The organism is Christiangramia sediminicola (assembly GCF_031344135.1).
Classification (GTDB): Bacteria; Bacteroidota; Bacteroidia; order Flavobacteriales; family Flavobacteriaceae; genus Christiangramia; species Christiangramia sediminicola.
Window position 1 is genome coordinate 532,756 of record NZ_JAVJIU010000004.1, and the last position, 23,344, is coordinate 556,099.

At 37.9% G+C, this 23,344-nt stretch carries 18 protein-coding genes; 5 read left to right on the forward strand and 13 right to left on the reverse strand.

Going from position 1 to position 23,344, the window contains the following annotated elements:
• The first annotated feature begins 3 nt into the window (after positions 1 to 3).
• Positions 4 to 363, forward strand: a complete 360-nt coding sequence (locus tag RE431_RS12950; RefSeq protein WP_309562411.1) for a YraN family protein — start codon at positions 4 to 6, stop codon at positions 361 to 363.
• On the opposite strand, the gene RE431_RS12955 is transcribed toward RE431_RS12950, so the two are convergent.
• The 5 genes from RE431_RS12955 to RE431_RS12975 form a co-directional block, all read right to left on the reverse strand.
• Positions 354 to 797 carry a DUF6265 family protein gene (locus RE431_RS12955; RefSeq protein WP_309562412.1) on the reverse strand — a complete coding sequence of 148 codons (444 nt, stop codon included), beginning with the start codon at positions 795 to 797 and terminating at the stop codon, positions 354 to 356. The genes RE431_RS12950 and RE431_RS12955 overlap by 10 nt on opposite strands.
• A gap of 89 nt (positions 798 to 886) precedes the next feature.
• Positions 887 to 3,037 carry a prolyl oligopeptidase family serine peptidase gene (locus RE431_RS12960; RefSeq protein WP_309562413.1) on the reverse strand — a complete coding sequence of 717 codons (2,151 nt, stop codon included), beginning with the start codon at positions 3,035 to 3,037 and terminating at the stop codon, positions 887 to 889.
• 208 nt (positions 3,038 to 3,245) lie between these two features.
• Positions 3,246 to 5,318: a M13 family metallopeptidase gene (locus RE431_RS12965; protein ID WP_309562414.1), complete on the reverse strand. Its 2,073-nt coding sequence runs from the start codon at positions 5,316 to 5,318 to the stop codon at positions 3,246 to 3,248.
• A 136-nt stretch (positions 5,319 to 5,454) separates the two neighbouring features.
• A complete protein-coding gene (locus RE431_RS12970) occupies positions 5,455 to 5,991 on the reverse strand; it encodes a nuclear transport factor 2 family protein (protein WP_309562415.1) in 537 nt (178 codons plus the stop codon).
• Positions 5,992 to 6,031: 40 nt separating this feature from the next.
• A complete protein-coding gene (locus tag RE431_RS12975; protein ID WP_309562416.1) occupies positions 6,032 to 6,589 on the reverse strand; it encodes a hypothetical protein in 558 nt (185 codons plus the stop codon).
• A gap of 155 nt (positions 6,590 to 6,744) precedes the next feature.
• On the opposite strand from RE431_RS12975, the gene RE431_RS12980 reads away from it, so the two are divergent.
• The gene (locus tag RE431_RS12980) at positions 6,745 to 7,704 is read left to right on the forward strand and encodes an NAD-dependent epimerase/dehydratase family protein (protein ID WP_309562417.1); all 960 of its coding nucleotides are present in this window, start codon (positions 6,745 to 6,747) and stop codon (positions 7,702 to 7,704) included.
• Between the two features lie 56 nt (positions 7,705 to 7,760).
• Here RE431_RS12980 and RE431_RS12985 read toward each other — a convergent pair whose 3' ends face one another.
• The 4 genes from RE431_RS12985 to aspS form a co-directional block, all read right to left on the reverse strand.
• A complete protein-coding gene (locus tag RE431_RS12985; protein WP_072553653.1) occupies positions 7,761 to 7,955 on the reverse strand; it encodes a cold-shock protein in 195 nt (64 codons plus the stop codon).
• A gap of 92 nt (positions 7,956 to 8,047) precedes the next feature.
• Entirely contained in the window at positions 8,048 to 8,287 is a 240-nt protein-coding gene (locus tag RE431_RS12990) for a hypothetical protein (RefSeq protein ID WP_309562418.1), read from the reverse strand.
• Between the two features lie 22 nt (positions 8,288 to 8,309).
• Entirely contained in the window at positions 8,310 to 10,100 is a 1,791-nt protein-coding gene (locus RE431_RS12995; RefSeq protein ID WP_309562419.1) for a chloride channel protein, read from the reverse strand.
• A 57-nt stretch (positions 10,101 to 10,157) separates the two neighbouring features.
• The gene (gene aspS / locus RE431_RS13000) at positions 10,158 to 11,906 is read right to left on the reverse strand and encodes an aspartate--tRNA ligase (RefSeq protein WP_309562420.1); all 1,749 of its coding nucleotides are present in this window, start codon (positions 11,904 to 11,906) and stop codon (positions 10,158 to 10,160) included.
• Positions 11,907 to 12,135: 229 nt separating this feature from the next.
• Here aspS and RE431_RS13005 point away from each other — a divergent pair, with 229 nt between their 5' ends.
• Positions 12,136 to 12,501, forward strand: a complete 366-nt coding sequence (locus tag RE431_RS13005) for a toxin-antitoxin system YwqK family antitoxin (RefSeq protein ID WP_309562421.1) — start codon at positions 12,136 to 12,138, stop codon at positions 12,499 to 12,501.
• A 68-nt stretch (positions 12,502 to 12,569) separates the two neighbouring features.
• On the opposite strand, the gene RE431_RS13010 is transcribed toward RE431_RS13005, so the two are convergent.
• From RE431_RS13010 to RE431_RS13025, 4 genes are read right to left on the reverse strand one after another with little or no spacing between them, the layout of a single operon-like run.
• Positions 12,570 to 16,085 carry an efflux RND transporter permease subunit gene (locus RE431_RS13010; protein WP_309562422.1) on the reverse strand — a complete coding sequence of 1,172 codons (3,516 nt, stop codon included), beginning with the start codon at positions 16,083 to 16,085 and terminating at the stop codon, positions 12,570 to 12,572.
• Between the two features lie 7 nt (positions 16,086 to 16,092).
• A complete protein-coding gene (locus RE431_RS13015; protein ID WP_309562423.1) occupies positions 16,093 to 17,259 on the reverse strand; it encodes an efflux RND transporter periplasmic adaptor subunit in 1,167 nt (388 codons plus the stop codon).
• A 22-nt stretch (positions 17,260 to 17,281) separates the two neighbouring features.
• Positions 17,282 to 18,652, reverse strand: coding sequence for a TolC family protein (locus tag RE431_RS13020; protein WP_309562424.1), 1,371 nt, complete (start codon positions 18,650 to 18,652; stop codon positions 17,282 to 17,284).
• Positions 18,642 to 19,247 carry a TetR/AcrR family transcriptional regulator gene (locus RE431_RS13025; protein WP_309562425.1) on the reverse strand — a complete coding sequence of 202 codons (606 nt, stop codon included), beginning with the start codon at positions 19,245 to 19,247 and terminating at the stop codon, positions 18,642 to 18,644. Before RE431_RS13025 ends, RE431_RS13020 begins: the two co-directional genes overlap by 11 nt.
• Positions 19,248 to 19,388: 141 nt before the next feature.
• On the opposite strand from RE431_RS13025, the gene RE431_RS13030 reads away from it, so the two are divergent.
• Together RE431_RS13030 and RE431_RS13035 are read left to right on the forward strand one after the other, a co-directional pair.
• A complete protein-coding gene (locus RE431_RS13030; RefSeq protein ID WP_309562426.1) occupies positions 19,389 to 20,363 on the forward strand; it encodes a polyprenyl synthetase family protein in 975 nt (324 codons plus the stop codon).
• Positions 20,364 to 20,534: 171 nt separating this feature from the next.
• Entirely contained in the window at positions 20,535 to 23,315 is a 2,781-nt protein-coding gene (locus RE431_RS13035; protein ID WP_309562427.1) for a 2-oxoglutarate dehydrogenase E1 component, read from the forward strand.
• Positions 23,316 to 23,344: the final 29 nt, after the last annotated feature.

Here is a 23,344-nt window from a genome sequence, read left to right on the forward strand (position 1 = left end):
ACCATGGCAGAGCATAACGAACTTGGTAAAAAAGGGGAGGAGCTGGCTTTGGAGTATCTAAGATTGAAGGAATACGAGATCCTTGAGCTGAACTATCGCTATCAGAAAGCTGAAGTAGACATCATAGCAAAAAGGGGAGGATTAATCATCGCTGCTGAAGTAAAAACAAGGAGCACACCGGAATTTGGAAATCCACAGGATTTTGTAAAGCCAAAACAGATCCAGCAGCTGGTTAAAGCCATGAATTTCTATGTGGAAGATTCCGGTTTAGAGGTAGATGTTCGTTTCGATATTATAGCGATCATAAAGAATAAAGCCGGAACACGGATAGAGCATATTCAGAATGCGTTTCTTTATTTCTGATCTTTCCTAAACTCAAAAACTATTTTATTCTCGTCATCTGAAATTTCAGCGATCAGTCTGCCTTCTTCTGCACGATAATTTATTTCTTTAGGAAATGGATTATCAAGGTTTATTGCGGTAAAAGAGTTTGAAGTAATCGAACTAATTAAAAAATTGGTTGTATCCGAATTTACTCCAGTAACTTCGTAAATCCAGGTATCATTTTTCTTTAAAATCCTGAGGTCTTCTCTAAAAACAATTTCGCCATCTTTGCTAGCGAGGCCAATCCCGGAATACATATTATCAGATGAATTCTCCCATTTTTCAGTAGTAGTAATTCCTTCTTTGTCATTAATTCTAACCCATTCTCCAATTATCCAGTCAAAATTATCCTCCTGACTGCAAACACTTATACCAGAATTTGAAGTTTCAGCATTTAAGAAAAACACTGCCAAAAAAATAAACAGGGAATTTAATTTCATTTTCAGCTTATTAATATTCTGAAAATTAATCAATTAAACTACATGAAATTTAATCTGAACCTTTAAATTTTTATTCCAAGTTGTTCGAACATAAAGTAATATTCGTATAAAGTTTTAGCTTCCCAATCTTCCTGGGAAAGTGCGCCTCCATGGCCCGATCCAGGAGTTATATACATATGGTACAAACCTTTAGGATCTGCCTCCTCCTGAAGTTTTGCCAGGAATTTATACGTATGTAATGGTGGAACTCGATCATCTGTATCTCCCGTGATCAATAAAGTGTTCGGGTAAAGTTTTCCGTCCTCAATATTGTGCAAGGGTGAGTAGGACTTAAGATTTTTATAATCTTCAATATTATCGGGATTTCCGAATTCTTTAAGGTTACCACTAAGACCACCCACGGTAAATTTACTGAACCTAAGCATGTCATAAGGCCCGGCCTCAGCAATTACCGCTTTAAAAAGCTCCGGACGTTGAATTGCTGAAGATTCTACCAATAGGGCGCCGTGAGAACCTCCGTTAATTACCAGCTTATCTGGATTGGTATATTTATTATCAATAAGATATTCACCTGCAGCAATAAAATCATCTATGGCCTTTTGCTTGTTTAGTTTTCTGCCGGCTAGTGCCCAGTCATCGCCTTTTCCGCCGCCACCTCTAACGTTAGGAACTGCTAGAATACCTCCGTGAGCCAATAATAGCCCAGTGGTTTTTTCAAAAAATGGCTCAACTGTGGTTCCATATCCACCATAACCGTACATAAGTACTGGATTGGTTCCGTCCAGAACAGTATTCTTATCACAAGTAATATACATGTCTACCTCGATGCCATCTTTAGATGTATAGGTGACAAATCTTGTTTCCAGGTTTTCAACCCCGAAAGGTACTATCACCGATTCAGCTGGTTTAAATTCCAGGGTTTTTAGGTTTAGCTGATACCATGTTTTAGGATGATAAAAGGAATTGATACTGAAATTTGTGTATTCAGCTTCATCAGATAATTCGTAAAAATCGTTCAGTCTCTTACCCTTTGGAAAATCTATCTTGCGAATTAATTCACCCTTCATGTCAAAAATTAGTGCAAAGTTCTGTCCGTCTTTTCTATAAATACAGGCAAGTTTGCCTTTACCTAATTTGTTTACGTATTGAAGATCAAGATCATATTCGGGAATTAATTCGCTAAGCTTATTCGGTGTATTAATATTGGCCAGAAGCACTTTCCCGTTTGGTGCTCCAATATTAGTTCTTAAGAAAATCGAATCGTTCTTGGTGTGAACTATCCTTAATTCCTGTTTGTCATCTGCCGGGTAAACTATAAATCTTCTTGGGAAGAAATTTTCCTGCGTAAGATCAGCGATGGATATGGATCTATACCACTTGCCTCGGGAATTTACAGGATGATATAAACGTAATTTCTCATTCAAAATATCAAAACTAAAACCATTAATACCTGTGGTATCGGGATTTTTATAAACAAGCTCCGGTTGCACATCGGTTTTACTTAAGGAAAGCTTATTTAATTTCTGACCGGTCGCCTTATCTAATAATTCTCTTCCTTCTTTTGGTTTATTATAACTGGTATAATAAAGATCGCGACCATTCCATTCAAAATTTGACCCAGTTCTAATATTTTCTATGGTATATGGAAATTTCTGACCTGTGGTTAGATCAAAAATATATCCCGTAGCCCAGTCACTACCATTTAGTGAAACGGCAAGAGCCATTAAATTCTCTTTTTCATTGATACTAGAATGCCTGTAAAGAACATGATCGCCTTTCTTTTTAATCAGTTCATTTCCCTTTATAAGCTTTTTCCAGTTATTCTGTTCCTCAAGTTTGTAAAAGAAATCAGAACTACTTGTATAAGGATTCCACTCATGCTTAGTATCAAATTTGTCCTTTTTAGATTCTACCTCAACATAATCCCTTGTGTTTTCTCTTTGTATCCTGAACATGGCAGCAACCTGCTTACGAAGACTCCAGAAATTGGTTTGCCTGCTGGATAATTTTTTTGTAATACTGACTTGCTCATCCAGCCATTCATCTAATTCTGGATTGTTAGGATCTTCCATCCACTGGTAAGGATCGGCAATAACCTCATCGAAATAAACATTTGTGGTAGAGTCTTTCGGAGCTTCTGGATAATCGTAAACTTTTTGAGAAAAAATAGAAATCGATGTAAAAACCAGAATTAAAGTGGTGAAGTATTTCATTTTAAAACTAAAACTTTGAATTGGAGAGCAATGCTTTGCTCAGGAAAATCTTAAAATTTTCACAAAACTAAAAAAATCCTACAAAGCTTGGCCGATTTAAGAGAAAAAATATCATTGTTAGTATTGTAGTATAGAATTTCGTAAAATCATTTTAGCGCAAAAAAAAGACCGGCTATTAACCGGTCTTGATATTATTAATATGATGATATTACCAGATTCTCACTCTTTCATCTGGTTTTACATACATTTTATCTCCTTCTTTAATAGCGAAGGCATCGTACCACGCATCGATGTTCTGAAGCGGCACATAAGCTCTGTACATTCCTGGAGAATGAGAATCTGTTTTGATTCTGTTTCTTAAAGCTTCATCACGCATTTTGGTTCTCCAAACGGTTGCCCATGAAAGGAAAAAACGTTGTTCCGGAGAATAACCGTCAATTTTACCAGGATCACCATTTTCTTTTAAATGTATTTGAAGTCCGTCGTACGCGGCATTAACACCACCAAGATCACCAATATTTTCTCCAAGGGTGAATTTCCCGTTGATATATACACTGTCCATCACTTCAATAGCACTGTATTGTTCAGCCAGATCATTTCCAAGTCCTTCAAACTGCTCAAGATCTTTATCTGTCCACCAGTTGTTCAGGTTTCCTTCTGCATCAAAACGAGCTCCACTATCATCAAAACCATGAGAGATCTCGTGACCGATCACAGCTCCAATTCCACCATAATTTACAGCCGCATCAGCTTTGTAATCGTAGAAAGGTGGCTGAAGAATAGCTGCCGGGAAAACGATCTCATTATAACGAGGGTTGTAATATGCATTCACGGTTTGCGGAGACATGAACCACTCATCTTTATTTACTGGCTGACCAAGATCTGCCATATTCTCTGCAACTCTCCATTTTTGAGCGTTCAACATATTCTGGAAGTAAGAACCTCCATCTGCCGGGCTCACGATTTCAAGATCGCTATAATCTCTCCATTCGTCAGGATAACCAATTTTCACATTAAAAGTACTTAGTTTCTCAAGCGCTTTTTTCTTGGTGTCCTCGCTCATCCAGCTAAGGTTATTAATTCGGGTTTCGTAAGCTTTAAGAATGTTGTCTACCATTTCTTTTGCACTCTCTTTTGCCGCTGGAGGGAAATGTTCAGCTACATAAAGTTTTCCAAGTGCTTCACCAAGAATTCCATTTATAGACCCTAAAGCTCTTTCGTCTCTTGGTCTTTGTTCTTTAGCTCCTCTAAGAGTTTTGCTGTAAAACTCCCATGATTCTCTTTCAAGATCTGTGGTTAGAGCAGAAGCAGCGTTATTGAAAAGGTCCCACTTTAGGTAAGTTTTCCATTCTTCAACAGAATTTTCAGCGATAAGACTTTGTAAAGCCCTCATATATTTTGGTTGCGAAACGATCACAGTATCAAGATCTTTTGCACCAATACCTTCAAAATATTCGTTCCACTGGAATGCCGGAGTCATTTTCTGAATTTCGGCAACCGTCATTGGATTGTAAGTTTTTCTGGCATCACGACGTTCAACTTTATCCAGGCGAGGTTCTGCAAGTTTAGTTTCAAAAGCAAGGATAGTTTCAGAAGCTTTAGAAGCATCCTCTTCTGAATAGTCTATATACTGAAGCATTTCTGTGATAAAAGTCTTGTACTTTTCTCTTTTATCTTTAGAATCTGAATCGTTCAGTAAATAATAATCTCTTTCAGGAAGTCCAAGACCTGATGGACTAAGGTAGGCAGCGTTCATATCTGAATTCTTGCTATCGGCACCAACACCGAAAGAAAAGAATCCTGCGCTTCCATATTCGCTCATTTCAACTAGATAATCCTGAAGATCCTCTTTAGACTGAATGGAGTCTATTTTTGCCAGGTACGGTTTAACCGGCTCAACACCTTGTTCATTTCTGGTCACGGTGTCCATGATACTCTTATAAAGATAAACGGCTTTTCCAGAATCTGTGGTACCATCAAGGCTGTCGGTTTCTGCAGTTTTATTTAGAAGTGCCAAAGCATCTTCATCTGTTCTCTGGCGCAGTTCATCAAAACTTCCCCATCTTGTACGGTCGTTAGGGATCTCTGTGCTGTCCAGCCAGGCTCCATTCACAAAACGGAAAAAGTCCTCATTCGGGGTTGTTGTGGTATCCATGTACGCAAGGTTAATACCATGGATCTCCTCATCTTTTTCTTCTACTTTCTTATCATCATCGTTACAAGCTGTAAAAAGACCTGCTCCAACTAAGGATAAAAGAAGAAATCTGTTTGTTTTTTTCATTGTTTTAATTGATAAATGTAAATATGCTCGCTAAAGTAAAAAATCCGCTAAAAATTCAAAGGTTTTCTCAGCGGATCTTTGGCGTTAAGTTATTGCGATTCAAAATCTAACATGGGAAGCCCACATCAGATTTCGCTTATTTCTGTTTTCTTTTCAGCTTTTTGATAAGTTTTTCATCAAAATCTTTCTTCATTAGGGTAAGCTCATCTACGTTCTCGTTAGGAACAGCAATTGAAAGCACGTAATGATGAATTTTCCATTTTCCGTTCTCTTTCATCAATACACCAGAGCCTCTGCAAATTCCCATTTGTGTATCCAGCAGTTCATCAAACCATGCAACCCTAATATTTTCATGAACATATAGATTTCTTTCCAGCGTTGAGAAGTTCCAGGCTTTGCCGGCATCAAAATACGGTTTAGAGAACTTCTTGAATTCTGGTAAAGTCCAGTTTTCAGTAGCGTCGGTTCCTATAAAGATGGCATCCTCGGTCATTAAATTAAAATAATCATCAAAATTCGCAGCAGCCGCTGCTTTATGCCATTTTCCGATGGTCTTATTGATCTGTCTCTTGACAGCGCTGATGTTCTCTTCAGTATTCTTAACCTGTGCGTTCAGGTTATTAAACGAAAGCAAAGCTGTGAATACTAAAGTGAAGATTAAAGATTTTTTCATTGGTCTAAGTTTCTTAAAAGTTACAACTTTTAGTGATTGGTTAAAAGTCTTCTGAAATTGAATCCTGTTCTCTTTCTAATTTTTCAAACTCATCGAGTTCCTTTTCAAAATCTTCCAGAGATTTTAAGAATATCTCGTTCATTTGAAGTTTTAGATTTGTGAATTCTGAATGCAATTCTTGCGTAGTCTGCGCAATCTCTTCGGCATCTGGTTCCTGCTTTCCTGAATATTGCTTTAAAAGCTGTGCTTTGGTATTTACAACATTCAGCCTGGATTCTACAGCAACCGATCTCAAACTATCTGGAACCGAATTTTTAAGCGATTCCATGATCTGCGCGATAAGTGGCGCATTATTCATAACGTCATTAATGGATGCATCTTCCAATTGTCTAATTTCATTCTGCGCAGTGATATATTCTACCCAGTTAAGAGCATATTTTCGTGCTTCAGGTTCCAGGGTAAATTGAGGTTCTTCTATCTTCAGTTTTTTCTGAAAAGCGGTAGTATCCTGTTTGTCTTCGATAGAATCCTTGCTATCTTGTTCAGATTTACATGAAATTATACTAATTATCAGAAGAAAATAGATCAATCTATACATAGTGGAATATTCAAAGTATTACAAAGTTATTCAATATTTGCTGGATTTACTCAGAATAAAAAATCATTGAATGATTCTTAATAAAGAACGTCAAGAAAATATTAAGATTATCGATTCCTCTGTATAAATAAATATATTTGCAAAAATTTTAATTTATGGCCGGAAGGATTTTAATCATTGGTGCCTGCGGACAAATTGGTACAGAGCTTACGTTGAAACTAAGGGATATTCATGGAAACGATCATGTGATCGCGAGTGATATCAGGGAAGGAGCAGAAGAGTTAATGCAATCTGGTCCTTTTGAGATCCTTAATGCTACAGATGAGGTTCACATTAGAAAAGTGATCGCAGATTATGAGGTAAAAGAAGTTTACCTAATGGCAGCCATGCTTAGTGCTACTGCAGAAAAAGCTCCAATGAAAGCCTGGGACCTAAACATGGATTCCCTGTTCCATATTTTAAATATTGCTAAGGAAGGTATAATTAAAAAGGTGTTCTGGCCATCAAGTATTGCTGTTTTTGGACCAACAACTCCTAAAGATGATACTCCGCAAACAACGGTAATGGAGCCAACTACAGTTTACGGGATTAGCAAGCAGACCGGTGAAAGATGGTGTGAATATTATCACCGAAAATTCGGTGTTGATGTGAGAAGCATCAGATATCCTGGAATTATTTCTTATAAGACATTACCTGGTGGTGGAACCACAGACTATGCTATTGAGATCTTTCACGAAGCACTAAAGAATTCTTCTTACATAAGTTTCCTGGCGGAAGATGCTGCGCTGCCTATGATGTACATGGATGATGCGATCAAAGCAACCGTAGATATTATGCAGGCACCTGCGGAAAAGATCAAAGTAAGATCCTCTTATAATCTTGCTGCAATGAGCTTTACTCCTGAAGTGTTAGCTGGAGAGATCAGAAAGCATATAGAGAATTTTGAAATTTCATACGCTCCGGATTTCAGGCAAAGTATTGCTGAATCGTGGCCTTCAAGTATTGATGATTCTGAAGCTCGTAAAGACTGGGGTTGGGAACATGATTTCGATCTGGAGAAATTAACCAGAACCATGTTGAAAGGAGTAGGAGAAAGTCTTAAAACTCAGAACTAAACATAAGAAAAGCCGCTAAAAAGCGGCTTTTTTACTCTGTAATCAGAAAAAATATATTATTCGATCACGCGTACTTCTGTAGCGTTCACTCCTTTTCTTCCTTCTGTTTCTTCGTACTCAACTCTATCACCTTCCTGGATAGTTTCACCGTTTAAACCAGTGATGTGTACGAAAATGTCTCTTTTGGTGTCGTCGTTAGTAATGAATCCATAACCTTTAGATTCATTAAAAAATTTTACTGTGCCTTGCATAAAAAATAATAATTAATAAAGCACAAACATAATAGATAAAAAATTAGAATTGGCTGAAAATCAGTTTTTTTTATGATTTTTTTTGTGAGAGTTTAGTCGATTCCTTTATCTCTCATTTTTTTCATATTCTCCTCAGACAGAGTATAATCCTTTAATTTTTTTCCCCTCCATCGCACTGCCAAAAAGATTGGCATGAGTATAAATGCGCTTGCCAGAACCGATATTCCGATAATCCTGTCTCCGGTTAAAATTCTATCGGTCAACCTGAAATAGAATCCAACGCCGATAGCTATTAAAATTGCGATCCCTAGAATTTTCATGAATATTTTCATTTCCTACAATATTTTTAATCGACTAAACAGTCACTTCTATTAATTTCTGCCGGTAAGCGGTAAGTAATTTTGATTTAGAAATAAAACCAACATACTTCCCTTTTTCAACTACCGGTAAGTTCCATGCTTTACTTTCCTGGAATTTCTTCATGATCACTTTCATGCGGTCATTCTCAATATCGATGGTTTCCGGAGCCTGTTGCATGATATCCTGAACTTTCACCTCGTCATATAGCTTTTCATTGAACATGATAGACCGTATGTCATCTAATAATATAATACCCATAAATTTTCTATCCTCATCTATTACAGGAAAGATATTTCTTGAGGATTTAACTACTCCCTGATGAATCACATCACCAAGATTCATATCAATTTCCAAAGGGATAAAATTCTTTTCTACCACTTGGGAAATATTCATTAAGGTAAGAACGGTTTGATCTTTATCATGAGTTAGTAAATCTCCTCTTTGCGCCAGTTCCATTGTATAAACTGAATGTGGTTCGAATTTAGTTGTGATCATATATGAGATCGCAGCAGTTATCATTAAGGGTATAAATAGTTCATAACCGTGGGTGAGTTCAGCAATAAGAAAGATCGCTGTGAGCGGCGCGTGTAAAACACCAGCCATCAAACCGGCCATTCCCACCAGGGTGAAATTACTTACCGAGATTTGATGTTTAAATATGCCAAGGTTATTGATAATAAGAGCGAAACAGTGACCCATAGCACTTCCCATGAACATCACCGGTGCAAAAATACCACCAACTCCACCAGCACTAAATGTTAGCGCAGAAGCTATGATTTTGAATATCACCAAACCGGCCAGTAAAATTATGACCACCCAGATGTTTTCCAGATAGGCATTAAATAGGTTGGTTCCTAAAGCCTGCAAGTAATTTTCCTGTAGCAGGTTATTTATAACATTATAACCTTCACCATACAATGGAGGAATAAAATATATGAGTGTTCCCAGTCCTAATCCTGCCATGATGAGCCGGACAAATGGAGATGAGATCTTTGCCAGGAGTCGGGTGGACCCGAAATAGATTTTCGAAAAATATACCGAACAAACCGAAGCTATAATTCCCAGTAAAATATAATAAGGCACTTCGGAAATAGTAAAAGCATCTTCCAGTTTGAAAGGTAAAATGATCTCACTTCCAAAGAAAAAATAGGAGGTGAGAATTGCTGAAACCGAAGCTGTCAACAATGGCAATAAGGAGGCTAGTGTAAGGTCCAGACTAAAAACTTCAATGGCAAAAATAATAGCCGCAATTGGAGCTTTGAAAATTGAAGACATGGCACCGGCAGCTGCACAACCAATCAATAAGGTTCTTGATGCCTGATTCATCAGGAAAATCCTGGAAATGTTCGATCCTAAGGATGCACCGGTGGCAACCGTTGGTCCTTCCAGTCCTACAGAACCACCAAAACCCACTGTAATAGGTGCCGTTATTAGCGATGCGTACATTTGGAATCGTTTCATGATCCCTTTCTGCCTGGATATCGCGTAAAGGGTTGTGGGAATACCGTGTCCTACCTTCCTTCTGAGAATAAATTTAATAATCAGATAAACGATCAGGAGACCGATAACCGGAAATATAAAATAAAAAGCATCGTGATAATTCGCTATAAATTCTCCCTCTAATAAGGACTGAATTAAATGTGTAAGGTTTTTGATGATCACCGCGAATATACCGGCAATAAAACCTATCACAGCGCTTAAAAACATTAAGAACTGACGATGAGAAAGATTCCTGGATTTCCAGTTCAAAAATTTATGCAGTAATGAATTTCTGAATTTCGTCACATTCTAATGATTAAGCCTGTGAATATAAAAAATCCCGCAATACGCGGGATCTTTATTTTATAATTTCAACTTAAGATGTAACTCGTTAAGTTGCTGTTCATCAAGTTTTGCAGGAGCATCTATCATAACATCCCGACCCGCATTATTCTTAGGGAAGGCGATGAAATCTCTAATACTTTCCTGTCCACCAAGTATTGCTACAAGTCTGTCAAATCCAAAAGCAATTCCACCATGTGGAGGAGCGCCATACTGGAATGCGTCCATTAAAAATCCGAATTGCTCTTTTGCTTCTTCAGGAGTAAAACCAAGATATTTGAACATTTGAGACTGCGTCTCTTTATCGTGAATTCTTATAGATCCTCCACCAATTTCGTTACCATTTAAAACTAGATCATAGGCATTGGCTCTTACTTTTGCCGGTTCTGTTTCCAAAAGTGCGAAGTCTTCTTTCTTTGGTGAGGTAAAGGGATGGTGCATCGCATGGAATCTTTCAGTTTCCTCATCCCATTCTAAAAGAGGGAAATCTACTACCCATAACGGAGCAAATTCATCAGCTTTTCTTAGGCCAAGCTCGTTTCCTAAATGCATTCTTAAAGCACTTAACTGAGTTCTGGTCTTTGCTGAATCTCCTGCCATAACCAGAATTAAATCTCCTGGATTTGCTCCGGTAGCTTCAGCCCATGCTTTGAGATCTTCCTGAGAATAAAATTTATCTACAGAAGATTTTAAACTTCCGTCTTCATTATATTTCGCCCAAACAAGTCCGTTTGCACCAACCTGTGGTCTTTTAACCCAGGAAATAAGATTGTCGATCTCTTTTCTTGTATAGCTAGCAGCACCCGGAACAGCAATTCCTACTACCAATTCCTGCTGATCGAATACATTGAAGCCTTTGTTCTTTGCAAGGTCATCTAATTCGGCAAATTCCATCCCGAACCTAATATCCGGTTTGTCATTACCATATTTTCTCATGGCATCGTCGTAGGTCATTCTTGGGAATTCAGCTACATCTACGTCTTTGATTTCCTTAAGTAAATGCCTGGTAAGGCCTTCGAAAATATTCAAAATATCTTCCTGCTCTACAAAAGCCATTTCGCAGTCAATCTGAGTGAATTCCGGCTGTCGATCAGCTCTAAGATCTTCATCTCTAAAGCACTTTACGATCTGAAAATATTTATCCATTCCACCTACCATCAATAACTGTTTGAAAGTTTGTGGTGACTGTGGAAGCGCGTAAAACTGACCTTCGTTCATTCGGCTAGGAACAACGAAGTCTCGAGCACCTTCTGGAGTAGATTTAATCAGGTAAGGAGTTTCGACCTCAATAAAACCTTCATTAGAAAGGTAATTCCTTACTTTCATTCCTACCTGGTGGCGGAACATTAATTTATTCTTTACCGGATTTCTCCTTATGTCCAGGTAGCGGTATTTCATTCTAAGGTCTTCACCACCATCGGTTTCGTCTTCTATAGTGAACGGCGGAGTTTTAGAAGAATTCAGAATCTTGAAATCCTCTACAAGCACTTCAATTTCACCGGTAGCAATATTAGGATTTTTAGATTCTCTTTCAATCACAGAACCTTCAACCTGAATTACAAATTCACGCGCCAGGCTTCCGGCTTTATCCATCAATTCTTTTGAAGAACGTTCCTCATCAAATATCAACTGGGTTAACCCGTAGCGATCGCGAAGATCTACCCAGATCATAAATCCTTTGTTTCTCACTTTTTGAACCCATCCAGAGAGAGTTACTTTATTACCTATCTGTTGTGCGTTTAATTCACCGCAGGTGTGACTTCTATACATTTTATCCTTCAAATTTAGAATGGGCACAAAAGTAAGAAGTTAAACACTTTTACTGAACCATTAATGATTAAAAATTATTGATTAATATTTCAATGTTATCATTTCTTCAAATTGTAAGACCTTGAAAAACAGTTTAAAAAGACCCCAATGTTAACTTAACGTTACCTAATTATTGCTTATTTGTAAACTTTGGCTATATTTGTAAGGTTAATGTTAACTGAAAAGAGCTATGAAAACTATAAAGAATTTATTTTTAGCCACAGTATTCCTGGTAGGAGGAACTGCATTGGCGCAAGATAATACCCCTGAACCTGCATTTGAAAGAGAGGGAGATCTAATTAAAGGAACGTTTTATTATGAAGATGGAAGTGTTAGACAGGAAGGTACGTACAAGGACGGGAGACTCCACGGAAAATGGATTTCTTACAACCAAGATGGTGAAAAGACAGCCATCGCGAATTACGAAAATGGTAAAAAGAACGGGAAATGGTTTTTCTGGTCTGAAAATAAACTTACTGAAGTGGACTATAAAAATAGCGTAATCGCGAATGTGAATAGCTGGAAAAGCGATAGTTCTCTGGTAAATAACCTATAGAGAAAAAGTTATATTATTAAAGAGCCCGAAGCAATGCTTCGGGCTTTTTTTATTTATTCTGTGTAAATTTACTCTGCGTATTCTACAACTTCAGGATCTTTTCTGGTTGCAGTTTCTGTATTACTTCTATTTGAATGGATCCACATCTTGATTCTAATTGCCATATAGAACAATAGCGGCACAATGATCAAAGTAAGGAATGTAGCTACAAGTAATCCATAAATTACTGTCCATGCCAGCGGCCCCCAAAAGATCACGTTATCACCACCAAAATAAATGTTTGCATCAAACTCGCTGAACAGCGAGAAGAAATCCAAATTCAGACCTATCGCTAAAGGTATAAGTCCTAATATCGTGGTGATCGCTGTTAGCAATACCGGTCTTAAACGTGCTTTACCTGCTCTAATGATGGTAAGTAAAAGTTCATCTTTAGATAAAAATTCTTCTTCCGGAACTCCAAGTCTGAGCTTTTTCCTGTCGATGAGGAGTTGAGCATAATCAAGCAGAACTACCCCATTATTCACAACAATACCCGCGAGAGAAATAATTCCCATCATGGTCATCATGATTACAAAAGCAGACCCTGTAATTACAATTCCTCCAAATACTCCGATTAAACTTAGGAATATCGCGATCATAATTATTAAAGGTTTTGAAACCGAATTGAACTGGAAGATCAGAATAAGGAAGATCAAGCCTAATCCGCTAAAGAAAGCGCCCATCAGGAATGCCTGTTGTTTATTCTGCTCTTCGATCTGTCCGGTGTAATCGATCTTAATATTATCTGGAACACCATGGAAATTTCTCATTTCATTCTGGATCTGTCCTACTGCTGCGCCAGCATCCGTATAACCAGGAGTTAATGCAGAGTAAATAGTAACCACTCTTCTCGTATCCCTGTGTTTTATAGCGCTAAATCCAGATTTATTGCTTTTGGAAGTAACCGCCGAAACAGGAATCTCCCTTAGCTGACCTTTATTATTTCTGAATGTTATCGTCTGGTTGAATAAAGCACTATTATCATACCTGCTATCTTCGTTAAATCTTACGTAGATATCATAATCTTCACCACCTTCTTTGTAAACTCCGGCTTTTGTTCCGAAGATCGAGTTTCTAAGTTGCTGTCCAACCTGTCCAGCACTCACTCCAAGTTCTCCAGCCTTTTCACGATCTACTTCCACAAGCATAGATGGCTTGTCTTTGTTCACATCGATCTTAAGCTCATCGATTGCAGGGATATTTTTAGTATTGATATACTCTCGCATTTGTTCTGCAACGGCGATCAATTCATTATAGTCATCTCCTTCAAGTTCGATGTTAATTGGCGCACCAGCAGGAGGACCGTTCTGGTCTTTTTCTACGGAAATAAGTACTCCAGGATAAATTCCTGCAAGTTCTTCCTGAACTTTCTGACGTAAGATCTCACTATCTTTTCCTCTACGATATTTGTATTCTCGCATAGAAGCGGTGATCTTACCTTTATGCGGCATTTCTGCAGCCGAACCTCCATCGGTCTGAGGGTTACCAGCACCTTCACCAACCTGGGAAACGGCACTTTCTACCATAAAGTTATAACCGTCATCCATATATTCATCACTATTCAGAACTTTATATACTCTCTGTTCTATTTCTTTAGTGATGGCATTGGTTTTTTCAATATCAGTTCCTTCAGGATATTCGATATAAACAATGATCTGATTTGGTTTGTTGTCCGGGAAGAATTCTACTTTGGTTCTTTGTGATGCTAGCGAGGCTCCAAAAGCCATAAATGCTACGATCAATAACAAGAAGGTTCCTCCAACGATCCAATATGGTCTTTTCTTTTTAAATGAAGAGGTAAGTCTTCTTTCGTACCAGTTCTCTAGTTTCACAAGTGAACTTGTCTGGAATTTATTTGCCATTTTTCTCAGGAATAACCTGTAAACCCAAAGCATGATTGCTGTAAATATCATCAGGGTTCCAAGAGCGCGATACTCTCCACCAAAAATGAGGATCAAAATTCCTATTCCTGCAATAATGCTTGAAATTCTAATGATCGTTTTTAATGGCATGTTTCTATCTTCCGTACTCATAAATTGGGATACAAGTACAGAGTTAAAAAATATCGCTACAAATAATGAAGATCCTAATACTACCGATAAGGTGATCGGGAAATACATCATGAACTGCCCCATTAATCCTGGCCATAATCCTAGCGGAATAAAGGCTGCCACTGTAGTAGCTGTAGAAATAATAATAGGAAAGGCAATTTCACCAATACCTTCTTTGGCGGCTTCAATCCTGCTATAGCCTTCCTCATCCATGAGACGATACACATTTTCAACCACTACAATTCCGTTGTCCACGAGCATTCCCAGACCCATGATCAATCCGAAAAGAATCATCGTATTCATAGTATATCCAAGCTGATTCAGTATCATTAAAGACATGAACATCGACATCGGGATCGCGAAACCTACGAAAAGTGCATTCTTAAATCCAAGGAAAAACATTAGAACGGTCACCACCAGGATAATACCGAAAATGATGTTATTCACAAGATCGTCTACCTGGCCAATAGTTTTAGACGACTGGTCATTGGTGATGGAAATATCAAGATTAGAAGGAAAAACATCTGCCTGAGCTTTTTTAACGATCTCCTCGATCTTTTCAGCAGCAGTAACCATGTTCTTACCTGATCGTTTTTTTACATCAAGCATCACTACCTGATGACCAAATTCACGAGCGTAAGTGGTTTTGTCTTTTTCCTTGAAGGTAATATCTGCAATATCTTTCAGGTAAACATTATCACCGTCTTCAGATTTTACCACGAAATTTTCAAGAGCCTGAGGATCTTCAATTTCACCTAGAATTCTGATGGTTCTTCTTTGTCCGCTGGTTACATAATTACCTGCAGACATAGTCATGTTACCATTATTAATGGCGCTGGTGATATCATTGAAACTAACCGAAGAGGCCATCATTTTATAAACATCTACAGCAACTTCAATTTCTTTATCCTGAGCACCACGAATATCAACTTTTTTGATCTCCGGTAAATTCTCAATCTCATCCTGAAGATATTCACCAAACTCCTTCAGCTTCATCACAGGATAATCTCCGGAAATGTTAATGTTCAGAATTGGCATTTCTTCAGATAAACTCAATTCGAAAACATTGGGTTCAACCTTGGCACCATTAAAGGTTGGCCAGTCTTCCCCGGAGGTTTCAGAATCTATTTCATCTTTTACTTTCTGTTTGGCAAGTTCTACTGAAATATCTTCATCGAATTCCACGATGATCATCGAGTAATCTTCCTGTGAAGTAGAGGTGATCTCCACCACGTTACTCACCGTTTTCAGCTTATCCTCTAACGGGTTAGTTAGTAGTTTTTCAATATCCTCGGCAGTATTTCCAGGGTATAATGAACTAACGTATATTTTGGTTTCCTTTACTTCCGGAAAGCTTTCCCTTGGCATGCTGAAATAAGCAGAAATACCGAAGAAAAGGATAAGGATCATACCCACATAGATCGTGGTTTTGTTCTTTATCGCCCAGGAAGAAAGAGCAAACTCTTTTTCCAGATGTGTTTTCTTTTTCGCCATAATTAGCTTAGTAATTGATTAGTTTGACGGTTTGTCCTTCTTTCACACTACGTGCACCTTCCTGAATGATCATGTCGCCGTCCTTTAAACCATTTAGAACTTCGATCTTATCACCTTGAGATTTTCCAGTTTCAATGATCACTCTTTTTGCAACCGCGTGGTCATCTTCCTGCTCATCTAAAACGTACAAATATTGCTGACCTTCGGCATTTTCAGAAATGATATTCTGAGGAACCAAAATGGCGTTCTCATTGGTGTAATCGTTAATTCTTACACGCGCCGTCAGGTTTGGCTTAATATTCTTTTCTTTATTCGGTACTTCGATCTCGGCATTAAAAGTCCTGTTGTTAGGATTGATATAACTTCCAGTCTGCTTGATCTTTGTTTCTACCGTGTCACCCAATACCGGGAAAGTCACCTCTACCGTTTTACCTTTAGTCACGTTAGAAATATAACTTTCAGGGATATCTGTTTTGATATACATATCATCAAGATTTACAATTCTTAGGATCTGAGTTTGTCCCGGAGAAACCACATTTCCCTGTTCGGTAATGATATCATCTATAACTCCTGAAAAAGGTGCGGTGACTACAGATTTCGCTACCTGACTTTTCATCTGGTTCACTGCATTCACCTGGCCTTCGTAATTAGACTTCGCCTGAAGGTATTGCATCTCGCTTCCAATTTGCTGATCCCAGAGTCTTTTCTGGCGTTCAAAAGTTGTCTTGGCAAGTTCCAGCTGGGTTTGCATCTGCGCAAGTTGCTGGCTTAATCCACCATCATCGATCTTCGCTAAAGTCTGTCCTTTTGAAACTTTCTGTCCTTCCTCTACATATATTCTTTCCAGTACACCACCCATTTCAGCATTCAGGACAACATTCTTTTTAGTTTCCACGCTTCCCTGAAGTTCAAGAAAGTGATCGAATTTTTCAGATTCTACTGCGTAAGAAGTCACAAGTGGAATATTTCTTTCAGGATTTATTTCCTTCAGTTTTGCATCCAGCTGTTTGATCTCTGTTTCCAATTCAACAAGTTGATTGGTAAGTTCATCTCTCTTTTGCTGAATTTTCTCAGTGTCATTGCTCTCCAGAACAGCTTCTGTAGAATTCTTTTTTCCTTCACCACAGGAAATCAATATTAAAGGCAGTCCAATTAATAGGATTAACTTTTTCATATTCTTAAATATAAATGGGAGATTATTGTTCATCGTTGTAAGTTCTTGTGTCAAGTAAATTTTCAAGTTCAGCCTTCGCTGTGATCACATCCAGCATAGATTGTAAATATTCCTGCTGTGCTGAATATAATTGTCTTTGCGCCTCGGTTAGTTCAAAACTGCTGGCAATACCTTCAAAGAATTTTATCTGGTTCTTATCTTCAATTCTTTCTGCCAGTTCAAGGTTTCTAATTGAATTCTGATAATTTTCAATGCTGAATTCATATTCACTTTTTGCCATATTTATCTGGCGTTTCACTTCGTTTTCTGTACGCTCAAGATCCAGCTTTGCTTGCTCATATTCCAGTTCTCTTTGCTGAGTTCTGGAACTTCTCATTCCGCTACTGAAAATTGGGATATTTAGACTCACTCCTAAGACCGACTGGCCAAAATATTCCTGGTCGCTATTAAGAAAAGTAAATTTATTGCTGAAGCCTTGATAACCGTAATTCACGAATCCGCTTAAGGTTGGAAGTGCTTTAGCTTTCTGAAGTTTTACCTGGATCTCTGCAGATTCTGCTGAATTTTTAGCGATCCTGTAATCTATATTCTCTTCAACCGGAATATTCCTGTTCAATATTTCCGGATCGTAGAATTGCATGGCAAGAGCATCAAGATCATCAGTAAGAACCACATCATTCTCAACCGGAATTCCCAGACTAAGATTTAGTAGTTCATAAGAAATGTCTCGCATTCTTTCACTTCTGCTGAGGTTGTTCTTCAATCTCAGTAAGGTGATCTCCAGCTGCTCTACATCTTCCTGTTCGGTTAAGCCATTTTCATAGATCTTCTGCGTATCATCGTAATTCTTCTGAACAGTTTCCACGTTTCTTTCAATGATTTCTACGCTTTCCTCTGCTAAAAGAACATTTCCATAAGCATTGATGATCCCGTTCTTGATCTCCAGGTCAGTCTTTGTTTTGGCATTTTTCGAAATTTGTAGCAAGGTTTTTACAGATTGGATACCTACGATATAAGATCCGTCAAAAATCAATTGATTCCAGGTGCCTGTAGCATTCATGCTCTGTTTGGTTCCAAAAGTAACCGGAGTGAATGTTCCCGGCTCACCGCCTGTAATTTCTGCAGGTAATAATGTAACCGGCTGCTTCAGGTAATTTTGATAGTCTACAGAACCATTTATCTGTGGTAATCCCTGGGCGATGATCTCCCATTTCTGTTTCAGGGCGATATCTACATCTTTCTGGGCAATTTTTGACTGATAATTATTTGTTAGTCCAAATTCTATCGCTTCGTTCAGGGAGAATTGATAGGTTTTTAAACTGTCTTCCTGAGCGAACAGAGTTGCTGAAATCAGCATCAGGAGACTGAATATGTTCAATTTTTTATTTCTCATTATTGTTGATTAGTTCTTCTAGAATTTTAACTCCTTTGGGTGTGCAAATAGCTCGTAAATGATATTCAAGGAAATACTCCATCAATTTTGGATGGCTGTATTCTTCGATAGGGAAAAGATCGGTATCCTTAATACCCATCATCCCGATAAAATGAATTCTGCTTATAAAATCTACACGAATATCTTTTCTGTAGTAACCGCCTTCAATTCCCCTTTGAATATTATCTATCATGCAATTTTCCAGAAGCTCAAATTGCTTGTTCTTTAAACTGTCATAGGCTTTTGGATAATATTTTTGAAGCTGATAATGTGGAGATGTCTTTTCTCCCTTTAAATGATGAACCACAAAATGCTTGATCTCGTAATTCTCTTTAATAGGATTTTGTCCCTTCTCCCTAATTTCATCGATTCCGCAATTAATTCTGTCTACCACATGTAAACTTGTCGCAACTACCAGCTTGTTCTTTGTAGAGTAGTGAGCGTAAATGGTCTTTTTAGATATTCCCAAAGCTTCGGCAATATCATCCATCGTCACACTCTTAAAGCCATATGTTAGAAACATATCTGCGGCTGTATTTAAAATTTTCTCTCTCACCTCACTTATAAATTTGATGCAAAAGTATGTCTAGGAAACTTTATAAACAAAAAAAGTTTCCAAAGTTTACCATTTTTTAACATGGGCTTTAAATTTGAATTAGTTTCAATTATGGTATTTTAGCGGAAAATTTTTCAATTCATGCATGCCATTTCCCAGTATAGAGAAGCTATAATCGACTATCTACACGAAAAGATCAGGGTAAAAGAACCTGCCAATTTATATGAGCCTATGGTTTATATTCTTGAGCAAAGCGGGAAAAGGCTGAGACCCGTTCTGGTTTTAATGGCGACTGAAATTTTTGACTGCAACTATAAAAAAGCTCTGGATGCCGCACTGGCGATTGAGGTTTTTCATAATTTTTCCCTTGTCCATGATGATATTATGGATGATGCTCCCCTAAGAAGAGGCAAAGAAACCGTGCACGAGAAATGGGATATTAATACGGGTATCCTTTCTGGGGATGCAATGCTCATCAATGCCTACCAGCTTTTTGAAAATTATGAAGGAGATACTTTTAAGGAATTATCCTCTTTATTTACAAAAACTGCAATAGAGGTTTGCGAAGGCCAGCAGTATGATATAGATTTTGAGACCAGGGATAATGTAAGTATTGATGATTATCTGAAGATGATCGAATATAAGACCGCCGTTCTCGTTGGTGCTTCTCTACAAATGGGTGCGATCGTTGCTCAGACTTCAAAAGAATGTAAAGAAGCGATCTACCAATACGGCAGATTATTAGGAATTGCGTTTCAGCTTCAGGATGATTACCTGGACGCTTTTGGTGATCCTGAAACCTTCGGAAAGCAACCGGGAGGCGATATTATTGAGAATAAGAAAACTTTTCTTTACCTGAAAACTCTGGAACTTGCTAGCAAAAGCGAAGCTCTTCAACTGGAACACTTATATACGATTTCACCTGCAGAAAATTCTGGAAAAATCGAAGCCGTAAAATCACTTTTTGAAAGTAGTGGAGCGGCCGAACTTACCAGAAAAGAGATTGAAAATTACACCGATAAAGCTTTTCAAATCCTGGATAAAATTCAGTTATCTGATGAAAAGAAAGAACCACTTCGCAAATTTGGTGAGATGCTTATGGAGCGTCAGGTTTAATCCAGAAATATTTAAGCTATTCATTTTAAGCTGAAAAGGCTCACTATTTCGGGCAGTGTTAAAATTCCTATAATCCAATAGAGAATTATCATAATGCCTGCAAGCTGTTTTTTTTAAAAATTGTATTTTTGCTATGTTTTTATAAACAAAAGAAACATTTGTTTCAATTTTATGGATAGATTTTCATTTCTAAATGCTGCTCATACTGCATATTTCGCAGAACTTTACGATCAATATTTAAAACATCCTGATAGTGTTGAGCCCAGTTGGAGGGCTTTTTTTCAAGGTTTTGACTTTGGAATGCAACAAGATGGTGTTTCTGAAGAAGTATTGGGGGAAGCTCCTGTAGATTTTGCTGAAGGAGAAATACCAGCACACGTCATTAAAGAATTTCAGGTAATCCGCTTAATTGACGGTTACAGAACCAGGGGTCATTTGTTCACCAAAACAAACCCTGTTAGAGAACGTAGAAAATACTCACCAACCTTAGATATTTCAAATTTCGGACTTGAGGAAAGTGATCTTAGTACCACTTTCAATGCTGGAGATATTCTTGGAATAGGACCAACTTCTCTGAAGGAGATCATCAGGCATCTTGAAAGGATTTACTGCGAGTCTATCGGTATCGAGTATATGTATATTCGTAAGCCGGAAGAAATTGAATGGATTCAGAATAAATTGAACGTCAATGAGAATCATCCAAAATTTGATGAAACTCAGAAAAAGCAAATTCTTAAGAAACTTAATGAAGCAGTTTCTTTTGAAGGTTTTCTTCATACGAAATATGTTGGGCAAAAGCGTTTTTCTCTGGAAGGAGGAGAAAGTTTAATTCCGGCACTTGATGCTTTGATTGAAAAAGCAGCTGAATTTGGTGTGAAAGAATTTGTAATGGGGATGGCTCACCGTGGTAGGCTTAATACCCTTACAAATATCTTCGGAAAAAGTGCTAAAGATATTTTTAGCGAATTTGACGGTAAAGATTACGAACAGGACATTTTCGATGGGGATGTAAAGTATCACCTTGGGTGGACCTCTTGCAGGACTACCGATAACGGAAATGAAATAAACATAAATATAGCACCAAACCCTTCACACCTTGAAACTGTAGGTGCGGTAGTAGAAGGAATTACGCGTGCTAAACAAGACCGTCGCTACGAAGGTGATAACTCTAAAGTGTTACCAATCCTGGTGCATGGAGATGCCGCGATCGCAGGACAGGGACTTGTTTATGAAATAGTACAAATGGCTCAGCTGGAAGGTTATGAAACCGGCGGAACCATTCATATTGTTGTAAACAACCAGATTGGATTTACAACGAATTATTTGGATGCAAGAAGTTCTACTTACTGTACAGATGTCGGGAAAGTTACGCTTTCACCGGTATTACACGTAAATGCAGACGATGCCGAAGCAGTGGTGCATGCAATACTTTTTGCCCTGGATTTCAGAATGAAATTTAAAAGAGACGTATTTATAGACCTGCTTGGTTATAGAAAATATGGTCATAATGAAGGTGATGAGCCAAGATTTACTCAGCCAAAACTTTATAAAGCTATTTCTAAGCATGAAAATGCGAGAGATATCTATTTTGAAAAGCTGAAGAAAGAAGGGGTTGCAGATGATGATTACCTGAAAAAACTTGAGGAAACTTATAAAGCTGCGCTTGAGGAAAAACTCGAGGATTCCCGAAAGGAAGAAACTACAAGAATCACTCCTTTCATGCAAGATGAATGGGATGGATTTGAAAACGTTCAGGAAGATGAAATGATGGATAATGTGGATACAACATTTGATATCGAAAAATTAGATGAAGTAGCAGAAGCCATTTCTGAATTGCCGGAAGGCAAGAAGTTTATGAGAAAGATCAAAAAGATCATAGACGGGAGAAAGAAAATGTATTTTGAAGATAATAAGCTGGACTGGTCTATGGCCGAACATCTTGCCTATGGATCTTTAATGGCTGAAGGTTATAATATTAGAATTAGCGGTCAGGATGTGGAGAGAGGAACTTTCTCTCACCGTCATGCCGTGGTAAAAGTTGAAGACAGTGAAGAAGAAATCATTCTTCATAATAATATAAAAGGTAGAGAAGGAGATTTCTTTATCTACAATTCACTATTATCAGAATATGGTGTTGTAGGATTCGATTATGGTTACGCCATGGCAAGTCCAACAACGCTGGCAATATGGGAAGCTCAGTTTGGAGATTTTGTTAACGGAGCTCAGATCATGATAGATCAGTATATTTCTGCCGCTGAAGACAAGTGGAAATTACAGAATGGTTTGGTGATGCTTCTACCTCATGGATATGAAGGTCAGGGGGCAGAACACTCATCAGGTAGAATGGAGCGTTTTCTTCAGCTTTGTGCAAAAGACAATATGTATGTTGCCGATATTTCAACTCCGGCGAACATGTTCCATATTTTAAGGAGACAAATGAAGGCTAAATTTAGAAAGCCATTGATCATTTTCACTCCTAAAAGCTTATTACGTCATCCAAAAGTGATCTCTACAAAAGAGGAGTTTGCAACGGGAAGTTTCCAGCCTGTAATTGACGATAGCGAGGCGAAAGTTGAAAATACTAAAACGCTGGTTTTCTGTACAGGTAAGTTCTATTATGATCTTTTAAAGCATAGAGAAGAGAATGATAGAGACGACGTAGCGCTTGTAAGAGTAGAACAATTATTCCCGTTACCGATTTCAGATATGAAAGAGATAATGGAAAAATATAAAAATGCTGATGATGTAGTTTGGGCTCAAGAAGAACCTAGAAATATGGGAGCTTACGGTCACTTATTATTACATTTTGAAGAAGCACGAAAATTCAGAGTTTGTAGCCGTAAATTCTATGGTTCACCTGCTGCTGGTAGTTCTGTGCGTTTCAAAAAACGTCACGAGCGTGTGATCAACAGTGTTTTTGACAAGAATTTAAACGAAGAAGAAAATAATTAAGAATCAATTTCCTGAATTTCAGGAACCAA